At 73.3% G+C, this 16,789-nt stretch carries 16 protein-coding genes; 11 read left to right on the top strand and 5 right to left on the bottom strand.

Annotated features, from left to right (window positions below):
* Positions 1 to 78 precede the first annotated feature (78 nt).
* From ABZ714_RS09870 to ABZ714_RS09860, 3 genes are all read left to right on the top strand, one after another.
* Entirely contained in the window at positions 79 to 1,521 is a 1,443-nt protein-coding gene (locus ABZ714_RS09870) for a CoA transferase (protein WP_358824654.1), read from the top strand.
* A 253-nt stretch (positions 1,522 to 1,774) separates the two neighbouring features.
* A complete protein-coding gene (locus ABZ714_RS09865; RefSeq protein WP_358824653.1) occupies positions 1,775 to 2,740 on the top strand; it encodes a GlxA family transcriptional regulator in 966 nt (321 codons plus the stop codon).
* A gap of 114 nt (positions 2,741 to 2,854) precedes the next feature.
* Positions 2,855 to 3,505 (top strand): DJ-1/PfpI family protein, encoded by a 651-nt coding sequence (locus ABZ714_RS09860; RefSeq protein WP_358824652.1) that lies wholly within the window; start codon positions 2,855 to 2,857, stop codon positions 3,503 to 3,505.
* A gap of 36 nt (positions 3,506 to 3,541) precedes the next feature.
* Here the strand turns inward: ABZ714_RS09860 and ABZ714_RS09855 are convergent, their stop codons facing one another.
* A complete protein-coding gene (locus ABZ714_RS09855; protein WP_358824651.1) occupies positions 3,542 to 4,354 on the bottom strand; it encodes an enoyl-CoA hydratase-related protein in 813 nt (270 codons plus the stop codon).
* Between the two features lie 65 nt (positions 4,355 to 4,419).
* Between ABZ714_RS09855 and ABZ714_RS09850 the strand changes: the two genes are divergently transcribed.
* Both ABZ714_RS09850 and ABZ714_RS09845 read left to right on the top strand, forming a co-directional pair.
* On the top strand, positions 4,420 to 5,025 hold the full coding sequence (locus tag ABZ714_RS09850; protein ID WP_358824650.1) for a DUF308 domain-containing protein: 606 nt from the start codon (positions 4,420 to 4,422) through the stop codon (positions 5,023 to 5,025).
* Between the two features lie 177 nt (positions 5,026 to 5,202).
* The gene (locus tag ABZ714_RS09845; RefSeq protein WP_358824649.1) at positions 5,203 to 5,685 is read left to right on the top strand and encodes an ATP-binding protein; all 483 of its coding nucleotides are present in this window, start codon (positions 5,203 to 5,205) and stop codon (positions 5,683 to 5,685) included.
* A 48-nt stretch (positions 5,686 to 5,733) separates the two neighbouring features.
* On the opposite strand, the gene gap is transcribed toward ABZ714_RS09845, so the two are convergent.
* From gap to ABZ714_RS09825, 4 genes are all read right to left on the bottom strand, one after another.
* Positions 5,734 to 6,732, bottom strand: a complete 999-nt coding sequence (gap, locus tag ABZ714_RS09840; protein WP_358824648.1) for a type I glyceraldehyde-3-phosphate dehydrogenase — start codon at positions 6,730 to 6,732, stop codon at positions 5,734 to 5,736.
* 159 nt (positions 6,733 to 6,891) lie between these two features.
* Positions 6,892 to 7,848 (bottom strand): helix-turn-helix domain-containing protein, encoded by a 957-nt coding sequence (locus ABZ714_RS09835; RefSeq protein ID WP_358824647.1) that lies wholly within the window; start codon positions 7,846 to 7,848, stop codon positions 6,892 to 6,894.
* Positions 7,849 to 7,994: 146 nt separating this feature from the next.
* Positions 7,995 to 8,609: an isopentenyl-diphosphate Delta-isomerase gene (idi, locus tag ABZ714_RS09830; RefSeq protein WP_358824646.1), complete on the bottom strand. Its 615-nt coding sequence runs from the start codon at positions 8,607 to 8,609 to the stop codon at positions 7,995 to 7,997.
* Between the two features lie 278 nt (positions 8,610 to 8,887).
* Positions 8,888 to 9,829, bottom strand: a complete 942-nt coding sequence (locus ABZ714_RS09825) for a cation diffusion facilitator family transporter (protein WP_358824645.1) — start codon at positions 9,827 to 9,829, stop codon at positions 8,888 to 8,890.
* A gap of 475 nt (positions 9,830 to 10,304) precedes the next feature.
* Here ABZ714_RS09825 and ABZ714_RS09820 point away from each other — a divergent pair, with 475 nt between their 5' ends.
* The 6 genes from ABZ714_RS09820 to ABZ714_RS09795 all read left to right on the top strand — a co-directional run bounded on the left by ABZ714_RS09820 (position 10,305) and on the right by ABZ714_RS09795 (position 16,601).
* Positions 10,305 to 12,137 carry a DUF5941 domain-containing protein gene (locus ABZ714_RS09820; protein ID WP_358824757.1) on the top strand — a complete coding sequence of 611 codons (1,833 nt, stop codon included), beginning with the start codon at positions 10,305 to 10,307 and terminating at the stop codon, positions 12,135 to 12,137.
* Positions 12,134 to 12,871 (top strand): phosphocholine cytidylyltransferase family protein, encoded by a 738-nt coding sequence (locus ABZ714_RS09815; protein WP_358824644.1) that lies wholly within the window; start codon positions 12,134 to 12,136, stop codon positions 12,869 to 12,871. Before ABZ714_RS09820 ends, ABZ714_RS09815 begins: the two co-directional genes overlap by 4 nt.
* Positions 12,859 to 13,920, top strand: a complete 1,062-nt coding sequence (locus ABZ714_RS09810; protein WP_358824643.1) for an iron-containing alcohol dehydrogenase family protein — start codon at positions 12,859 to 12,861, stop codon at positions 13,918 to 13,920. Before ABZ714_RS09815 ends, ABZ714_RS09810 begins: the two co-directional genes overlap by 13 nt.
* A complete protein-coding gene (locus ABZ714_RS09805; protein ID WP_358824642.1) occupies positions 13,898 to 14,677 on the top strand; it encodes a CDP-alcohol phosphatidyltransferase family protein in 780 nt (259 codons plus the stop codon). Before ABZ714_RS09810 ends, ABZ714_RS09805 begins: the two co-directional genes overlap by 23 nt.
* A 228-nt stretch (positions 14,678 to 14,905) precedes the next feature.
* Entirely contained in the window at positions 14,906 to 15,832 is a 927-nt protein-coding gene (locus tag ABZ714_RS09800) for an ABC transporter permease (protein WP_358824641.1), read from the top strand.
* Positions 15,825 to 16,601, top strand: coding sequence for an ABC transporter ATP-binding protein (locus ABZ714_RS09795; protein ID WP_358824640.1), 777 nt, complete (start codon positions 15,825 to 15,827; stop codon positions 16,599 to 16,601). Before ABZ714_RS09800 ends, ABZ714_RS09795 begins: the two co-directional genes overlap by 8 nt.
* Positions 16,602 to 16,789 lie beyond the last annotated feature (188 nt).

The following is a 16,789-nucleotide window of genomic DNA, read 5'->3' as shown; positions in this document are numbered from 1 at the left end:
CCGGGCCCGCGTCGCCGGAGAGGCCCCTTCCGGGTCGTTTACGGCCGTCCCGGAGACCCGGGCGGGAGACTGGACGCCATGACGACTCATCGGCGGGAACGGCCCGGACGGGCCGGCGGTACGACCACGGACCCGGCCACCGCGGCCGCCTGGACGGCGATCGGCGGCGGGCCGCTCACGGAACCGGTGACGTACGAACCGGCCCCCGGCGCCCTCACCGCCCGGCTGCCGGTGCTGGAGCTGGCCCGGGCCTGCGTCGGGGTCTGCTCCCTGGCGGCGGCCGAGCTGCTGGCCCGGCGCTCCGGGACACCGGCCCCGGCCGTCCGGATCCACGAGGCCGCCGTCGCCACCGCTTTCGTGAGCGAGCGGCAGTTGCGGATCGGCGGCCGGACCCCGGCGTCCTTCGCCCCGCTCTCCGGGTTCTGGCCCGCCCGCGACGGCTGGGTCCGCACCCACGCCGACTACCCCCACCACCGCGCCCGGCTGCTGACCGCCCTCGGCATCCCCGACCCGGGCACCGGTGACGAAGCGCTGAAGGGGGCCGTCGCGGCGGAGCTCGCCTCCCGTACGGCACTGGAGACCCAGGAGGCCGTCTACGCTGCGGGCGGTCTCGCGGTCGCCGTCGCGCCCGGTCCCGTACCCCCGGCCGGTCCGCCCCCGGCCGGTCCGTCCCCGACCGCTTCGCCCCGGGCCGGAATCGAGGGGCTGCCCGGCGGCGATCCCCGGCCCCTGCCGCCTGCCGCGCTCCCCGCCGACGGCGTACGCGTCCTCGATCTCACCCGGGTCATCGCCGGGCCCGTCGCCACCCGCACCCTCGCCCTCCTCGGCGCCGACGTCCTGCGGATCGACTCGCCCCGGCTCCCCGAGGACCCCGACGCCCACGCCGACACCGGGCTCGGCAAACGGTCGGCGCTGCTCGATCTGGCCGACCCCGGCGACCGGTACGTCTTCGACGGACTCGTCGACTCCGCCGATGTCGTCGTCACCGGCTACCGGCCCGGCGCACTCGACGCCCTCGGCCTCGGCCCGGCCGAACTCGCCGGCCGCCGCCCCGGACTGATCGTGGCCCGGCTCGACGCCTGGGGCGACCGGGGCCCGCTGGCCGGACGGCGCGGCTTCGACAGCCTGGTCCAGGCCGCCACCGGGATCGCCGCCGTGGAGGGCGCGGGCGGCGACCGCCCCGGCGTCCTCCCCGCCCAGGCCCTCGACCACGGCACCGGCTATCTCCTCGCGGCGGCCGTACTGCGCGCCCTGACCGACCGGCAGGCAACCGGCGCCGGACGGCTGATCCGCCTCTCCCTCGCGGCCACCGCCGACTGGCTGCTGACCGGTATCCGCCCGCCGCTCGACGCGCCCCCGGCCGCGGTCCCGCCGCCGGATCCCGCGCCCTGGCTGACCGTCACCCCCTCGCCGTACGGCCCGCTGCGGCACGCCCTGTCCCCGGTCCACTACGCGGGCGCGCCCCGTACCTGGAGCCGTCCGCCGGGCCGGTGGGGCGGCGACCCCGCCGACTGGCGCTGACCCCGCCCATGTCTTGTTCGGGCCTTACGCCCCCGCCCTCCCGGGCCGCGTCCGGCGGTCTGAGGCCGGGCCCCTCCTCAGGGGCAGCGCCCGGGAGAGCCTTCAGGGGCTCGGGGAACTGCGCGACAAGCCGGCCGCGGTCCGCGGACCACGGACGACACCAGGCCGCCGGGCGCGGCCCGACACCCCCGATGGCAGCAAAGGTGGGGAACTGGTCATTGCGGCCGCCCCGGGCCGTAACAAGGATGGACGCATGAGCCAGCGACCCGTGCTCGTCGTCCTCTACGACGGCGTCCAGAGCCTCGATGTGACCGGCCCCGTCGAGGTCTTCGCCGGAGCGGGCTGGGCCGTCGGGGACGAGTCGGCCTATCCGCTGGCCACCGCCTCACCCGGCGGGCGGCCGGTCAGGACCGGCAGCGGACTGACCCTGGTCCCCGATACCGACCTCGGATCCGCGCCCGTGCCGCACACCCTCGTCGTCCCCGGCGGCGCCGACTCCGTCGACAGCGCCCCCGATGTCGTCGACTGGCTGCGGGAGCGCGCGGCGGACGCCGAACGCCTGATGTCCGTCTGCACCGGCTCCTTCCTGCTGGCCGCCGCCGGACTCCTCGACGGCCACCGGGCCACCACCCACTGGGCGTTCTGCGACGACTTCGCCCGACGCCACCCGAAGGTCGACGTCGACCCCGAACCCATCTTCGTCCGCGACGGCCGGATCGCCACCTCCGCCGGGGTGACCAGCGGAATCGATCTCGCCCTCGCCCTCGTCGAGGAGGACCACGGCCGGGCCGCCGCCCTCGCCGTCGCCCGCCATCTGGTGGTCTTCCTGCGCCGCCCGGGGAACCAGGCACAGTTCAGCGCCCTGCTGGCGGCCCAGACCGCCCGCCGCGAACCCCTGCGCGACCTCCAGCGGTGGGTCGCCGAACACCCGGACGGCGATCTCTCCGTCGACGCCCTCGCCGCCCGGGCCCGGCTCTCCCCGCGCCACTTCGCCCGCGCCTTCCACGCCGAGACCGGGGTCACGCCCGGCCGCTATGTGGAGCGCGTACGGCTGGAACACGCCCGGCGACTCCTGGAGGAGACCTCGCACGGAGTGGAGGAGGTCTCCCGGGCCAGCGGCTATGGCACCCCGGAGGCGATGCGCCGCGCGTTCGTCCGGAGCCTCGGCACGCCACCGGCGGAGTACCGGCGCCGGTTCCACGCCCCGCTCGCCCGCTGAGCACCCCCGGCCCTTCCCACCCCTTCCGCCATTCCTTCCCTTCCTTCGGGCGGGACGCCCTCCAGGCGCCCACGCCTGCCGTTGATATGCCAATATCTACCGAAAGGCTGTGCCATGAAGATCGCCGTACTGCTCTACGACAACTTCACCACCCTCGACGCCGTCGGCCCCTATGAACTCCTCGGGCGGCTGCCCGGCGCCGAGACCGTCTTCGTCGGCAAGGAGGCCGGTCCCGTGCGGGGCGACCAGGGCTCCCTCGCCCTGGTCGCGGACCGTACCCTCGCCCAGGTCACCGATCCGGACATCGTGCTGGTCCCCGGCGGCCCGGGTGACCGGGCCGCGATGGCGGACACGGAGATCACCGACTGGCTGCGCGCCGCCGACCGGACCTCCACCTGGACCACATCGGTCTGCACCGGCTCCCTGGTACTGGGCGCCGCCGGACTGCTGAAGGGCCGCCGGGCCACCACGCACTGGTTCGCCATGGACGACCTCGGCGGGCTGGGCGCCGAGCCCTCGAAGGAGCGGGTCGTCTTCGACGGCAAGTACGTCACCGCCGCCGGGGTCTCCTCCGGAATCGACATGGCGCTTCATCTGCTCGGCCGGATCGGCGGCGACGACCTGGCCCAGTCGATCCAGCTCTTCACCGAGTACGACCCGCAGCCGCCGTACGACGCGGGCTCGCCCGACAAGGCGCCCGCGCACATCGTCAAGCGGATGCGCGAGGAGTTCAGCGCCGAGATGAGCCGAACCGAACCGAACTGATCCGGTCCCGGCCGGGTCGGCCGTACGGCCCCGGCCTCAGACCGTCCAGGTGAAGCGGGGCGTACGGCGCTCCAGGAAGGCGGCGACACCCTCCGCGGTGTCGCCGCCCGGACGGGCCTGTTCGGCCGCGATCGCGGCCCAGTGGTCCGCCCGGTCCGTACGCCCCGCCGCGAACTCCTTCGCGGCGGCCTGGGTGAGCTGGGACCGGGCGGCCAGGGTCCGGGCGAAGGCGGCCACCCGGAGGCCCAGCTCGGAAGGCGGCAGCACCTCGTCCACCAGGCCGGTCCGCAGCGCCCTGGCACTGTCGATCAGCTCGCCCGAGAAGAGCAGGTACTTGGCGGCCGACGGGCCCACCAGCTCCACCAGCCGCCGGGTGGCGGACGGCGGATAGACCACACCGAGCCGGGCCGGGGTCACCCCGAACCGGGCGTCCGAAGCGGCGAACCGCAGATCGCAGGCGGCGGCGAGCTGACAGCCGCCGCCGACGCAGTAGCCGCGGATCTCCGCCAGGGCCGGTTTGGGGAAGGCCGCCAGCGCCTCCTCGGCGAGAACCGCCAGCTCCTGCGGGGCCGGCTCCGCCCCGGCCGCCGCCCCGGCACCTCCGGCTTCGTCGGGGCCGCGCAGGGACGCGATGTCCGCGCCCGCGCAGAACGTCCCGCCCTCACCCGTCAGCACCATCACCCGTACGGCGGGATCCGCCGCCAGCCGCTCCAGCAGCGGGGGCAGCGCCCGCCACATTCCGGTCGTCATGGCGTTCCGCTTCGCCGGGCGGGCGATCACGACCGTCGCCACGCCGTCGGCGATCTCGCACCCGATCCGGGGCCCCGGTACCGAGCCGGTCGTCTCCATGCGCCGGATGCTATCCACCCCGGCCGGGCCTACGATCAGGAAGGGGTGCGAGGAGGCGGAACGCCATGTCCGGTACCACCCGCGATCCCGGGCCGACGGAGCCCCGGAAGCTGAAGCGGAGCTTCGGTCTGCTCACCGTGCTCGGCTCGATCCTGGTCATCGCCGGGATCGTCGGGCTCGTCTACACCGGCGTCGCGACCCTGACGTCGATGCTGCTCTTCGGCTGGCTGCTGCTGATCGGCGGGCTGGTCGGCCTGGTGCACGCGGTCCAGTCCCGGGGCAGCGACTACTTCTGGCTGGCCGTGGTGGTCGCCGCCCTGAACATCGCCGCCGGGATCGTGGTGATCCGCCATCCCACCGGCTCCGCCGAGACCCTGACCCTCTTCGCGGCCCTGCTCTTCCTCACCGGCGGGCTCTTCCGGCTGATGGGCAGTCTGGTGGTCCGGGGCCCGCAGTTCGGCTGGATGCTCTTCCAGGGGGCCGTGGGCCTGGTCCTGGGCATTCTCGTACTGGCGAACTGGCCGGAGAGCAGCCGCTATGTGCTCGGGCTCTTCTTCTCCCTCGCGCTCCTCTTCGACGGTCTGGGCCTGATCGCCATCGGAGTCGGCGGCCGCCGGATCGTCGAGTTGGTCACCGAACCCGGCGATCCCGACGGCCCGCGGACGTTCTGACCGGGGAACGGTCAGCGGCGGCCCCCGGGCCGCCGGGCTCGTACCGACCCGGTCAAAAGCCGTCGATTGGCAATGACTTCCGGTCAGCCCGGCGGCGGGTACCGGTACCCCGCGACACTGGCCCCCGGAGTCAGTGGGCAGCGGACATGGCCGAGCGCCATGGGTGGGAGTCGATCGATGGAGAGCCGCGGCAGCGTGCCGGTCCGGCCCGCGGAACCGTACGGGGGCCCCGAGGTCGGGGAAGGGGTCTGGCGCTTCACCGCGCCGACCGTCGAATCCTCGGTCCCCGAGGCCAGACGCGCGGTCCGGGAGCTGCTCGAACGGCAGGGCGTCCCCCTGTGGGGCGCGGTCGGCGAGACCGTGCAGGGGCTGCTGCTGATCGTCTCCGAGCTGGTCACCAATGTGGTGAAGCACGCCGTACTGCTCTCGCCCGAGCTGGCCGTCGAGGTGGCGCTCGGCCGGGACCGGGTCAGGGTCTCGGTCGAGGACAACCACCCCTACCGGCCCACGGCGCTGGAAGCGGAGTGGGGCCAGACCGGCGGCCGGGGGCTGCTGCTGGTCCGCGAGATCACCCGGGAGGCCGGGGGGCGCTGCGACGTCGAGCACACCGCGTCCGGCGGCAAGGTGATCTGGGCGGAGCTGCCGCTGGGCCGGGTCTGACCCGCCCCGGCGACACGGTCCCGGCGACAGCCCGCGGCCCGGACGGGTTCAGCCCCGGGCGAGCAGCTCCAGGGTGTCGATCACCCGGTGCGAGAAGCCCCACTCGTTGTCGTACCAGGCGACCACCTTGATGTGGCGGCCGTCGACCCGGGTGAGGGCCGAGTCGAAGATCGAGGACGCCGGGTTGCCGGTGATGTCGGAGGAGACCAGCGGGTCCTCCGAGTACTCCAGGATTCCCGCCAGGGGGCCCTCGGCCGCCGTGCGATAGGCGGCCAGGACCTCTTCGCGCGTCACCTCGCGGGCCACGGTCGTATTCAGCTCGACGATCGAGCCGACCGGTACCGGGACCCGGATCGAGTCGCCGGACAGCTTGCCGTCGAGGTTCGGCAGGACGAGTCCGATCGCCTTGGCGGCACCGGTCGTCGTCGGCACGATGTTGACCCCGGCGGCCCGGGCCCGGCGCGGATCGCGGTGCGGGCCGTCCTGGAGGTTCTGCTCCTGGGTGTAGGCGTGCACCGTCGTCATGAAGCCGTGCTCGATCCCGGCGAGTCCGTCGAGGACGGCGGCCAGCGGGGCGAGCGCGTTGGTGGTGCAGGAGGCGTTGGAGACGATGGTGTGCGCCGCCGGGTCGTAGGCGTCGGAGTTGACGCCGTACGCCAGGGTGATGTCGGCCCCGTCCGACGGCGCCCCGACCAGGACCTTCGTCGCGCCGGCGATCAGATGGGCGCGGGCCGCCGCCGCCGAGGTGAAGCGGCCGGTGGCCTCCAGGACGACATCGACGCCCAGCTCGCCCCAGGGCAGCTTCACGGGCTCGCGTTCGGCGAGCACCCGGATCCGGCGGCCGTCGACCACGAGGGTGTCGCCGTCGACGGTCACGGGGCGGCCGAGCCGGCCCGCCGTGGTGTCGAAGGCCAGCAGCCGGGCGAGCACGGCCGGTTCCGAGAGGTCGTTGACCGCGACCACCTCCAGCTCGCTCTCCCGCTCCAGCAGGGCCCGCAGCACATTGCGGCCGATCCGGCCGAATCCATTGATGGCGATACGAGTCATTTCCGTGTCCCCTCGTTCCCCGGCGCCGCTGTCTCCGCGGCTCCGTCGGGTCCTTCGTCGTCCCGTCCAGGCTCGCCTGCCGGACCGGGCGCGGACAGCGGCACGACCGCCACGATCCGCAAGGATCGCGACACCCGGACCTGCGTACCCGCCCCGGGCTCACTCGCCCCCGGCGAAGGTGCGCCGGTACTCGCTCGGAGTCGTACCGAGGACGCGCTGGAAGTGCAGCCGCAGATTGGCGCCGGTGCCGAGCCCGACCTCGGCGGCGATCTGCTCGACGCTCAGCTCGGACCGCTCCAGCAGCTCCCGGGCCCGGTCCACCCGGGCCCTGGTCACCCACTGCATCGGGGTGTAGCCGGTCTCCTTGACGAACCGCCGGGAGAACGTCCGCGGGGAGACCGCCGCGTGCCGGGCGAGGACTTCGAGACCGAGCGGTTCGCCGAGGCGGTGCAGTGCCCACTCGCGGGTGGCGGCGAACCGCTCGCCCTGAGGTTCGGGCACGCTCCGCGGTACGTACTGGGCCTGGCCGCCGCTTCGGTAGGGGGCGGCGACCAGCCGCCGCGCGGCGTGGTTCGACGCGGCCACGCCCAGCTCGCCGCGGATGATGTGCAGACAGAGGTCGATGCCGGAGGCGGCGCCCGCCGAGGTCAGTACGGTGCCCTCGTCGACGAAGAGGACGTTCTCGTCGACCCGGATCCGCGGATACTTCCGGGCCAGCGCGCGGGTGTAGTGCCAGTGCGTGGTGGCCCGCCGGTCGTCGAGCAGTCCGGTGGCGGCGAGGGCGAAGGCGCCCGTCGAGATGGCGGCGAGCCGGGCGCCCCGGTCATGGGCGGCGATCAGCGCCGCCACCACCGGCGGCGGGGGATCGTCCCGGTCCGGGAACCGGTAGCCGGGCACGAAGACCAGATCGGCCCAGGCCAGCGCCTCCAGACCGTGGGCGACGGCGTACGAGAGGCCGTCGCCGCCGGTGACGGGACCGGGAGCGGCGGCGCAGACCCGTACTTCGTACGGCATGCTCGCCCGGGTCGTGAACACCTGTGCGGGGATGCCCACGTCGAGCGGTTTCGCGCCGTCGAGCACGAGGACGGCGACGCGGTGCGGAGGGGATTCGGGCACGGCTCCAGGGTAAGGAGCGCCGCGGGCCGCCGTGGGTACGTGCGGAGCTGCGCCGGGGCGGCCCGGCCCGGGTGCGCCGGTGGGCGGCCTCGGACCCGGTGCGGGGAGGGTGGCCGGCCCGTCCGGGCCGGGCCGGCCACCCGGGCTCACCAGCCCCCGGCCGGTCCCGTCAGCTCGCGGATCGCCGGACGCGCCGCGTCCAGGACCGTCATGAACCAGGCCGAGAAGGGTGCCGCGGCATGCCGCTCGGCCAGCTCGGCCGGGGTGACGAAGACCGTCTCGCCGACCTCCTCCGGGTCCGGGTCCGGCGCCGACTGCACCATGCCGACGAAGAGGTGGTTGTACTCCTGCTCCACCAGACCCGACGCCGGGTCCGGGTGGTTGTAGCGCACGGTCCCGGCCTCGGCCATGAGCGACGGCGAGACCCCCAGCTCCTCGTGGGTGCGCCGGGCGGCGGCGGCGAACGGGGCCTCGCCCGGGTAGGGGTGTCCGCAGCAGGTGTTGGACCAGACGCCGGGGGAGTGGTACTTCCCCAGCGCCCGGCGCTGGATCAGCAGCCGTCCCCGCTCGTCGAAGAGGAAGACGGAGAACGCCCGGTGCAGCCTGCCCGGCGGCTGGTGCGCGGAGAGCTTCTCCGCGGTGCCGATGGTGGTGCCGTCCTCGTCGACCAGTTCGAGCATGATCGCCGGTGACGCGTCGGACGCGTCGGGCGACGCTCCGGGAGACGCGCTGTTCGGGGCGGTGGCTGGTGAGGTCGGCATAACCATCCTTCGCATCGGTGCTCGGCCCTGGAGGCCCGCCCAGTCTGCCGTACAAAAGCGGCTTGTCCGCACTTCGGCCGACCGGGCATGTCCCTGTCGGCACACCCGCGCCGGGCGCGCGGGGCCCGTACGGGGCGCGCCCGCGACCCCCGGAAACCGGATCGTGCCCCGGCCCGGCCCGTCGGAACCCCGGGACGGATGTCGAACTGATGAACCGATCATCCGACCGGTGTGCCGCCCCGCCGGCGTCCCGGCTCTCCGCCTCCGCCCGCGAGGGCTCAGTGGCAGAGCCTGGCCTCGTGTTCCGCGTGCCCGACCGGTTCCAGCTGGAAGGTGCAGTGTTCCACGTCGAAGTGATCACCCAGGCAGCCCTGGAGATCATGGAGCATCCGCTCGTGCCCCACCGCGTCCAGAGTGTCCTGGGAGACGACGACATGCGCCGAGAGGACCGGCATCCCGGAAGTGATGGTCCAGGCGTGCAGATCGTGGACGTCCTCCACTCCGGGCAGCTCCAGGATGTGGCGGCGTACCTCGGCCATGTCGACGTTCTGGGGCGCCGCCTCCAGCAGGACGTTCACGGTCTCCCGGAGCAGCTTCACGGTCCTGGGCACGATCATCAGCCCGATCGCCAGGGACGCGATCGGGTCGGCGGCCTGCCAGCCGGTGGTCAGGATGATCACGGCCGACACCAGGACCGCGACGGAGCCCAGCGCGTCGTTCAGTACCTCCAGATAGGCGCCGCGGACATTCAGGCTGTCCTTCTGGCCGCGCATCAGCAGGGAGAGGGAGATGACGTTGGCGAGCAGGCCCACCAGGGCGAAGGCGATGGTCAGGCCGCTCTTGGTCTCGGCCGGGGTGATGAACCGCTGGATCGCCTCGTAGAGCAGGAAGGCGCCCACGCCGAGCAGCAGCAGACAGTTGGCCAGCGCCGCCAGGATCTCGGCCCGGGCCAGCCCGAAGGTGCGATTGGTGCTCGGGGGCCGGTTGGCGAAGTGGATCGCCAGCAGGGCCATGGTCAGCCCGATGCCGTCGGTCGCCATGTGCGCGGCGTCCGCGACCAGGGCGAGCGAGCCGGTGACGACTCCGCCGATGATCTCCAGGACCATCACGCCGAGGGTGATGGCCAGTGCGATCCGTAGCCGTCCCTTGTACGCGGCCGCGGCCGTCCCGGTCGGCGGCGGCCCGCCGTGGGTATGTCCGTGATCGTGCCCAGCCCCCATGAAAACGGCCTCCAGATCGTGGTGGGAATCGCCCTGCCGAACCTCAGTGAACTACGGGTGGGGGGTATCGGGCAACACGGCACTGAACACCGTTGTCATTCCTCTGACCTGCGGAAACGATGTTCAGTACGGCTTGGCGGAAGATCGCAGGCCGCGGCTGCGGAGGGAGTGGTTCCGGGCCTGTGGCGGCATTCCGCCGAGGGCTTCGCCCGGCTGTCCGGCGCCCCCGCGGACGTCCGCTTGTGTCCGGTGCGTGAAGAAGGAGGGGGCCGCGGTTTGTCGCGGCGGCCGGGATCGACAATGATGATCTCCGGACGGGGTCCGCGGGGGGCCGGTACGTACCGCGCGGGGCGCGATCGGCCGGGTGAACTCCCGTTCCCGTACATCCGATAGCCTCTGCCGACGAGCCGCCGCCCGTGCCTCACGGGCCGAGCCGCCGCGCAACCACACCCTCGGTTCCAAGGAGTGAGTTCGTCTGTCGACCGCCATCCTCACCGGTCCGCCCGTGCCCGGATCGTCGCTCGAGGGCGATCTGCGGTCGCTGGGCTTCGACGTCCGGGTCTCGCCGGGACCCGACGAGACGGCCGCGCTGCTGGCCGCCGTCCCCTCCGCCGACCGGGTCGCGGTCGTGGACTCCCGGTTCGTCGGGCACGTCCACTCCCTGCGCCTCGCGCTCACGGACCCCCGCTTCCCCGCCGCCGCCGTGCCCGGCGCCGTCACCGCCAAGCCCGAGGCCCGGGCCGCGCTCACCCGGGCCCTGACCGGCCGGGCCGCGGGCGACGCCCCGGCCGGCGCGGACGGAGCCGTACGCGCCCCGGAACGGGCCGACACCCTCCCCGACGCCCTCGCGACCGCGATCGAGGAGTCCGGCACCGCCGTCCACCGGCCCGAGCTGGGCTCGCTGGTCGCCACCGTCCCCGAGGACCCGCAGGCCCGCAACGAGGCCCGGCAGGCCGTCGCCGCCGTCGACGACGAGGCCGTCCGGCTGCGCTCGGCGGTCAAGGCCAGGGACGGCTTCTTCACCACCTACGCGATCAGCCCGTACTCCCGCTATCTGGCCCGCTGGTGCGCCCGCCGGGGATTCACCCCCAACCAGGTCACCACCGCGTCCCTGATCACCGCCCTGATCGCGGCCGGGGCCGCCGCCACCGGCACCCGCGGCGGCTTCGTCGCCGCCGGAGTGCTGCTGCTCCTCTCCTTCGTGCTGGACTGCGCCGACGGGCAGCTCGCCCGGTACTCCCTCCAGTACTCCACGATGGGCGCCTGGCTCGACGCCACCTTCGACCGGGCCAAGGAGTACGCGTACTACGCCGGGCTCGCCCTCGGCGCCGCCCGCGGCGGCGACGACGTCTGGGCGCTGGCCCTGGCCGCGATGGTCCTCCAGACCGTCCGCCATGTCGTCGACTTCTCCTTCAACGAGGCCAACCACGACGCGGTCTCCAACACCAGCCCCACCGCCGCGCTCTCCGACCGGCTCGACAGCGTCGGCTGGACCGTGTGGGTACGCCGGATGATCGTCCTGCCGATCGGTGAGCGCTGGGCCATGATCGCGGTCCTCACCGCCGTCACCACCCCCCGGATCGTCTTCTACGCCCTGCTGATCGGCTGTGCGCTCGCCGCCTGCTACACCACCGCGGGACGGCTGCTGCGCTCGGTGACCCGTAAGGCCCACCGCACCGACCGGGCCGCCCAGGCGCTGGCCGACCTCGCCGACTCCGGGCCGCTGGCCGAGGCCGTCGCCCGCGCCGGGCGGGGCGTCGTCGCCAAGCTGCCCGCCCTCGCCGCCCCAGTGCTCGCCCTGCTCGGCGGCGCCGCCGTGGTCACCACGGCGGCCCTCGCCGACTACGGCTCCTGGGCCCCCGTCGCCGCGGCCGGGGTCTACGTACTGACCTCCGGCCTGGCCGTCGCCCGCCCCCTCAAGGGCTCCCTCGACTGGCTGGTCCCCCCGGTCTTCCGGGCCGCCGAGTACGGCACGATCCTCGCCGTCGCCGTCCGCGCCGACGCCCCCGGGGCGCTGCCCGCGGCCTTCGGCCTGATCGCGGCGGTCGCCTACCATCACTACGACACGGTGTACCGCATCCGTGGCGGCTCCGGCGCGCCCCCGCGCCTGCTGGTCCGGCTGACCGCCGGGCACGAGGGCCGGACCCTGGTCACCACGCTGCTGGCAGCCCTGCTGACGGCCACCGACCTCACCATCGCGCTGACGGCGCTCGCGGTCGCCGTCGCCCTTGTGGTGCTGGTGGAGAGCATCCGCTTCTGGGTGTCCTCCGCGGCGCCCGCAGTACACGACGAAGGAGAACCCGCATGATCGGCCTCGTACTGGCAGCCGGCGCCGGACGGCGTCTGCGCCCCTACACCGACACCCTCCCGAAGGCCCTCGTGCCGGTCGACGGCGAGCTCGCAGTCCTCGACCTCACCCTGGCCAACTTCGCCGAGATCGGTCTCACCGAGGTCGCGATCGTCGTCGGCTACCGCAAGGAGGCCGTGTACGAGCGCAAGGAGGCGCTGGAGGCCCGGTACGGGCTGAAGCTCACCCTGATCGAGAACGACAAGGCCGAGGAGTGGAACAACGCCTACTCCCTCTGGTGCGCCCGTGACGTGCTGAAGCAGGGCGTGATCCTGGCCAACGGCGACACCGTCCACCCCGTCTCGGTCGAGCGCACCCTGCTGGCCGCCCGGGGCGAGGGCCGGAAGATCATCCTCGCCCTCGACACGGTGAAGAACCTCGCCGACGAGGAGATGAAGGTCGTCACCGAGGACGGCCTCGGCGTCCGCCGGATCACCAAGCTGATGGACCCGGCGACCGCCACCGGCGAGTACATCGGCGTCACCCTGATCGAGCCCGAGGCCGCCGAGGAGCTGGCCGACGCGCTGAAGACCACCTTCGAGCGCGACCCCGACCTCTACTACGAGGACGGCTACCAGGAGCTGGTGAACCGCGGCTTCACCGTCGACGTCGCCCCCATCGGGGACGTCACCTGGGTCGAGATCGACAACCACGACGACCTCGCGAAGGGCCGTGAGATCGCGTGCCAGTACTGACCCGGCTCATCCCCTCGCCGGTCGTCGTCGACATCCGGCCGGGGGCCCTCAACGAGCTGGCGGTCATCCTCGCCGATCAGCGGATCTCGTCCTCGGGCACGCTCGCGGTCGCCATCAGCGGCGGCTCCGGGCGGGCCCTGCGGGAGCGGCTGGAACCGGCGCTGCCGGGCGCCCACTGGTACGAGGTCGCGGGCGGCACCATCGACGCCGCCGTCAAGCTGGCCGACGAGATCAAGGGCAAGCGGTACGACGCGGTCGTCGGCCTCGGCGGCGGGAAGATCCTCGACGTCGCCAAGTACGCGGCGGCCCGGGTCGGCCTGCCGATGGTCGCCGTCGCCACCAACCTCGCCCACGACGGCATCTGCTCCCCGGTCGCCACCCTCGACAACGACAACGGGCGGGGCTCCTACGGGCTGCCCACCCCGATCGCCATCGTGATCGACCTCGATGTCATCCGGAACGCCCCGGCCCGCTACATCCGCTCCGGCATCGGCGACGCGGTCTCCAACATCTCCGCCATCGCCGACTGGGAGCTGTCCCAGCGGATCAACGGCGAGAAGGTCGACGGCCTGGCCGCCGCCATGGCCAGGACCGGGGGCGAGTCCGTACTGCGCCATCCCGGCGGCATCGGCGACGACGAGTTCCTGACCACCCTCGCCGAAGCCCTCGTCCTGACCGGGATCGCCATCTCGATCAGCGGCGACACCCGGCCGGCCTCCGGCGCCTGCCACGAGATCAGCCACGCCTTCGACCTGCTGTTCCCGCAGCGGGCCGCCAGCCACGGCGAGCAGGTCGGCCTCGGCGCCGCCTTCGCGATGTACCTCCGCGGCGACCACGAGCGGGCCGGTCTCTTCGCCGAGGTGCTCCGCCGCCACGAGCTTCCGGTCCGCCCCGAGGACATCGGGTTCGGCGTCGACGAGTTCGTCGAGGCGGTGGCGTACGCGCCGCAGACCCGGCCGGGCCGCTTCACCATCCTCGAACACCTCGACCTCGCCACCGACCAGATCAGGGACGCGTACGCCGACTATGCCAAGACCATCCGTAGCTGAGCTCCGCCCGGTCGTGCACCCGGAGGGTGTGAAGGACCGGCGCAGCGGAGAGCACTGGGCCGGCCGCCTCTACATGCGGGAGCTGTCCCTGCGGGTCGACCGCTATGTGGTCAATACCCGGATCACCCCCAACCAGCTCACGTACCTCATGGTCGTGGTGGGAGTGATAGGCGGTGCCGCGCTGCTGATCCCCGGACTCACCGGGGCGATCCTCGCGGCCGTGCTCTTCCAGATCTACCTGCTGCTCGACTGTGTCGACGGCGAGGTGGCCCGCTGGCACAAGCAGACCTCCGTCACCGGGGTCTACCTGGACCGGATCGGCCACTACCTGTGCGAGGCCGCCCTGCTGGTCGGCTTCGGCATCCGGGGCGCCGATGTGTTCGGCGACGGCCGGGCCGAATGGCTCTGGGCGTTCCTCGGTACGGTCGCCGCGCTCGGCGCCATCCTGATCAAGGCCGAGACGGACCTGGTCGACGTGGCCCGGACCCGCAGCGGACTCGCCGCGGTCAAGGACGAGGCGTCCGTGCCCCGCTCCTCGGGCCTGGCGCTGGCCCGCCGCGCGGCGGCGGCGCTCAAGTTCCACCGGCTCGTCGGCGGGATCGAGGCCAGCCTCTTCATCCTGGCGGCCGCGGTGCTCGACCTGATCCAGGGCGATCTCTTCTTCACCCGCCTCGGGATCGCGATCCTCGCCGGGATCGCCGTCGTCCAGACCCTGCTGCACCTGGTCTCGATCCTCGCCTCCAGCAGACTGAAGTGACCTCCGGCCCGCTCCCCCGCCCCGGGGGAGCGGGCTCCGGCCGCCTCGTACGGCCGAACTGGTGAGCGATCCCGGGCCGGGGCCCGGGGCCGCCGTCCCGGCCGGGCCGCCCGCCCCGCCGCGATCTGACAAGCTGGGGGCCCGGAGGATCCCGGGCGCGCCGGACCCCGTACCGGCCGCCCCGTGGCCGCGCCCCACCCGCCGCACCTCGAAGAGAGAGTTCCCCTCGTGAGCGACACAACCCCCGCCGGCGCGACGGCGACCGGTCGTACGTCCGTCGACGACGGACTGTCCGCGGCGCAGCTCGCCGCCAAGTACGGCCTCTCGGTCAGCGGCGCGCGGCCGACCCTGGTCCAGTACATCCGGCAGCTGTGGGGCCGGCGCCACTTCATCATGGCGTTCGCGCAGGCCAAGCTGACCGCGCAGTACAGCCAGGCGAAGCTGGGGCAGCTGTGGCAGGTCGTGACGCCGCTGCTGAACGCCGTCGTGTACTACCTGATCTTCGGGCTGATCCTGGACTCCGGCCGGGGCATGACCGACGAGGTCTTCATCCCCTTCCTGGTCACGGGCCTCTTCGTCTTCACCTTCACCCAGAGCTCGGTGATGGCGGGCGTCCGGTCGATCTCCGGCAACATCGGCCTGGTCCGGGCGCTGCACTTCCCCCGGGCGTCCCTCCCCATCTCCCTCGCGCTCCAGCAGCTCCAGCAGCTGCTGGTCTCGATGATCGTGCTGGCCCTGGTCGCGGTGGCGTTCGGCAGCTATCCGTCGCTGTCGTGGCTGCTGATCGTGCCCGCCCTGGTGCTCCAGTTCTTCTTCAACACCGGTCTGGCGCTGATGATGGCCCGGGCCGGGGCGAAGACCCCCGACCTGGCGCAGCTGATGCCGTTCATCATGCGGACCTGGATGTACGCCTCCGGCGTGATGTTCTCCATCCCGGTGATGCTGGAGGACCACCCCGCCTGGATCGCCGAGGTGCTCCAGTGGAACCCGGCCGCCGTCTACATGGACCTGATCCGGTTCGCCCTGATCGACGGCTACGGCTCGCAGTACCTGCCGCCGCACATCTGGGCCTTCGCCCTCGGCTGGGCGGTCCTCTTCGGAGTCGCCGGATTCGTCTACTTCTGGAAGGCCGAGGAGCGCTACGGCCGTGGCTGACGGCCCCTGCGGACGCGTGCCCACCGTCGTCGCCGACGACGTGCACATCGTCTACCGGGTCCGCGGCGGGGCATCCGGCCGGGGCGGCGCGACCGCCGCCCTGAGCCGGATGCTCGGCCGGGACGAGGAGCGCGGGGTGCGTACGGTGCACGCCGTCCGCGGGGTCAGCTTCACCGCCTACCGCGGTGAGGCGATCGGTCTGATCGGCTCGAACGGCTCCGGCAAGTCGACCCTGCTGCGGGCGATCGCCGGACTGCTGCCGACCGAGCGGGGCCGGGTCTACACCGACGGCAGCCCGACCCTGCTCGGGGTGAACGCGGCCCTGATGGCCGATCTGACGGGGGAGCGCAACGTGGTGCTCGGCGGGCTGGCGGCGGGGATGTCCCGCCGCCGGGTCCGGGAGCGCTACCAGGACATCGTCGACTTCTCCGGGATCAACGAGAAGGGCGACTTCATCAGTCTCCCGATGCGTACCTATTCCTCGGGGATGGGCGCCCGGCTGCGGTTCTCCATCGCCGCGGCCGAGACCCATGACGTGCTGATGATCGACGAGGCGCTGGCCACCGGTGACCGCCGGTTCCGGCTCCGCTCCGAGGAACGCATCCGTGAGCTGCGGGAACAGGCCGGTACGGTCTTCCTGGTCTCGCACAGCCTCGACTCCGTCCGGGACACCTGCGACCGGGTGCTCTGGCTGGAGCGGGGCGTACTGACGATGGACGGACCCGCCGAGCGGGTCCTCGCGGCGTACGAGGCCGAGACCGGCGGATAGCGGGCCGGCGGCGGCATCCACCAGGACAGGAAGAGGCGGGCCGGGCCCCCGCGGTGACATCCGGGCGGGGGTCTTCGCGCGTCTACGTCTCCGGGGCCGACGCCGCGCCCGGAAGTCCCGCCCGGACGCGCCCGGACGGATCCGCGACACGGTCGCCGCGGGCCCGGAGCGGCCCGCCTTCCCGGTCC

It is taken from the genome of Streptomyces sp. NPDC006798, from assembly GCF_040635975.1.
In the GTDB taxonomy this organism is placed as follows: Bacteria; Actinomycetota; Actinomycetes; order Streptomycetales; family Streptomycetaceae; genus Streptomyces.
The sequence above is the reverse complement of the archived record's forward strand: the minus strand, read 5'-3'. Positions and strand labels throughout refer to the sequence as shown.

What these genes read in the sequence shown, in the direction of transcription:
- ABZ714_RS09850 (WP_358824650.1), top strand. Translation starts at nt 4,420, where the DNA reads ATGTCCGGTACCACCCGCGATCCCGGGCCGACGGAGCCCCGGAAGCTG.
- ABZ714_RS09825 (WP_358824645.1), bottom strand. Translation starts at nt 9,829, where the DNA reads ATGGGGGCTGGGCACGATCACGGACATACCCACGGCGGGCCGCCGCCG.
- ABZ714_RS09860 (WP_358824652.1), top strand. Translation starts at nt 2,855, where the DNA reads ATGAAGATCGCCGTACTGCTCTACGACAACTTCACCACCCTCGACGCC.
- ABZ714_RS09855 (WP_358824651.1), bottom strand. Translation starts at nt 4,354, where the DNA reads ATGGAGACGACCGGCTCGGTACCGGGGCCCCGGATCGGGTGCGAGATC.
- ABZ714_RS09815 (WP_358824644.1), top strand. Translation starts at nt 12,134, where the DNA reads ATGATCGGCCTCGTACTGGCAGCCGGCGCCGGACGGCGTCTGCGCCCC.
- ABZ714_RS09865 (WP_358824653.1), top strand. Translation starts at nt 1,775, where the DNA reads ATGAGCCAGCGACCCGTGCTCGTCGTCCTCTACGACGGCGTCCAGAGC.
- ABZ714_RS09870 (WP_358824654.1), top strand. Translation starts at nt 79, where the DNA reads ATGACGACTCATCGGCGGGAACGGCCCGGACGGGCCGGCGGTACGACC.
- gap (WP_358824648.1), bottom strand. Translation starts at nt 6,732, where the DNA reads ATGACTCGTATCGCCATCAATGGATTCGGCCGGATCGGCCGCAATGTG.
- idi (WP_358824646.1), bottom strand. Translation starts at nt 8,609, where the DNA reads ATGCCGACCTCACCAGCCACCGCCCCGAACAGCGCGTCTCCCGGAGCG.
- ABZ714_RS09805 (WP_358824642.1), top strand. Translation starts at nt 13,898, where the DNA reads ATGCCAAGACCATCCGTAGCTGAGCTCCGCCCGGTCGTGCACCCGGAG.
- ABZ714_RS09845 (WP_358824649.1), top strand. Translation starts at nt 5,203, where the DNA reads ATGGAGAGCCGCGGCAGCGTGCCGGTCCGGCCCGCGGAACCGTACGGG.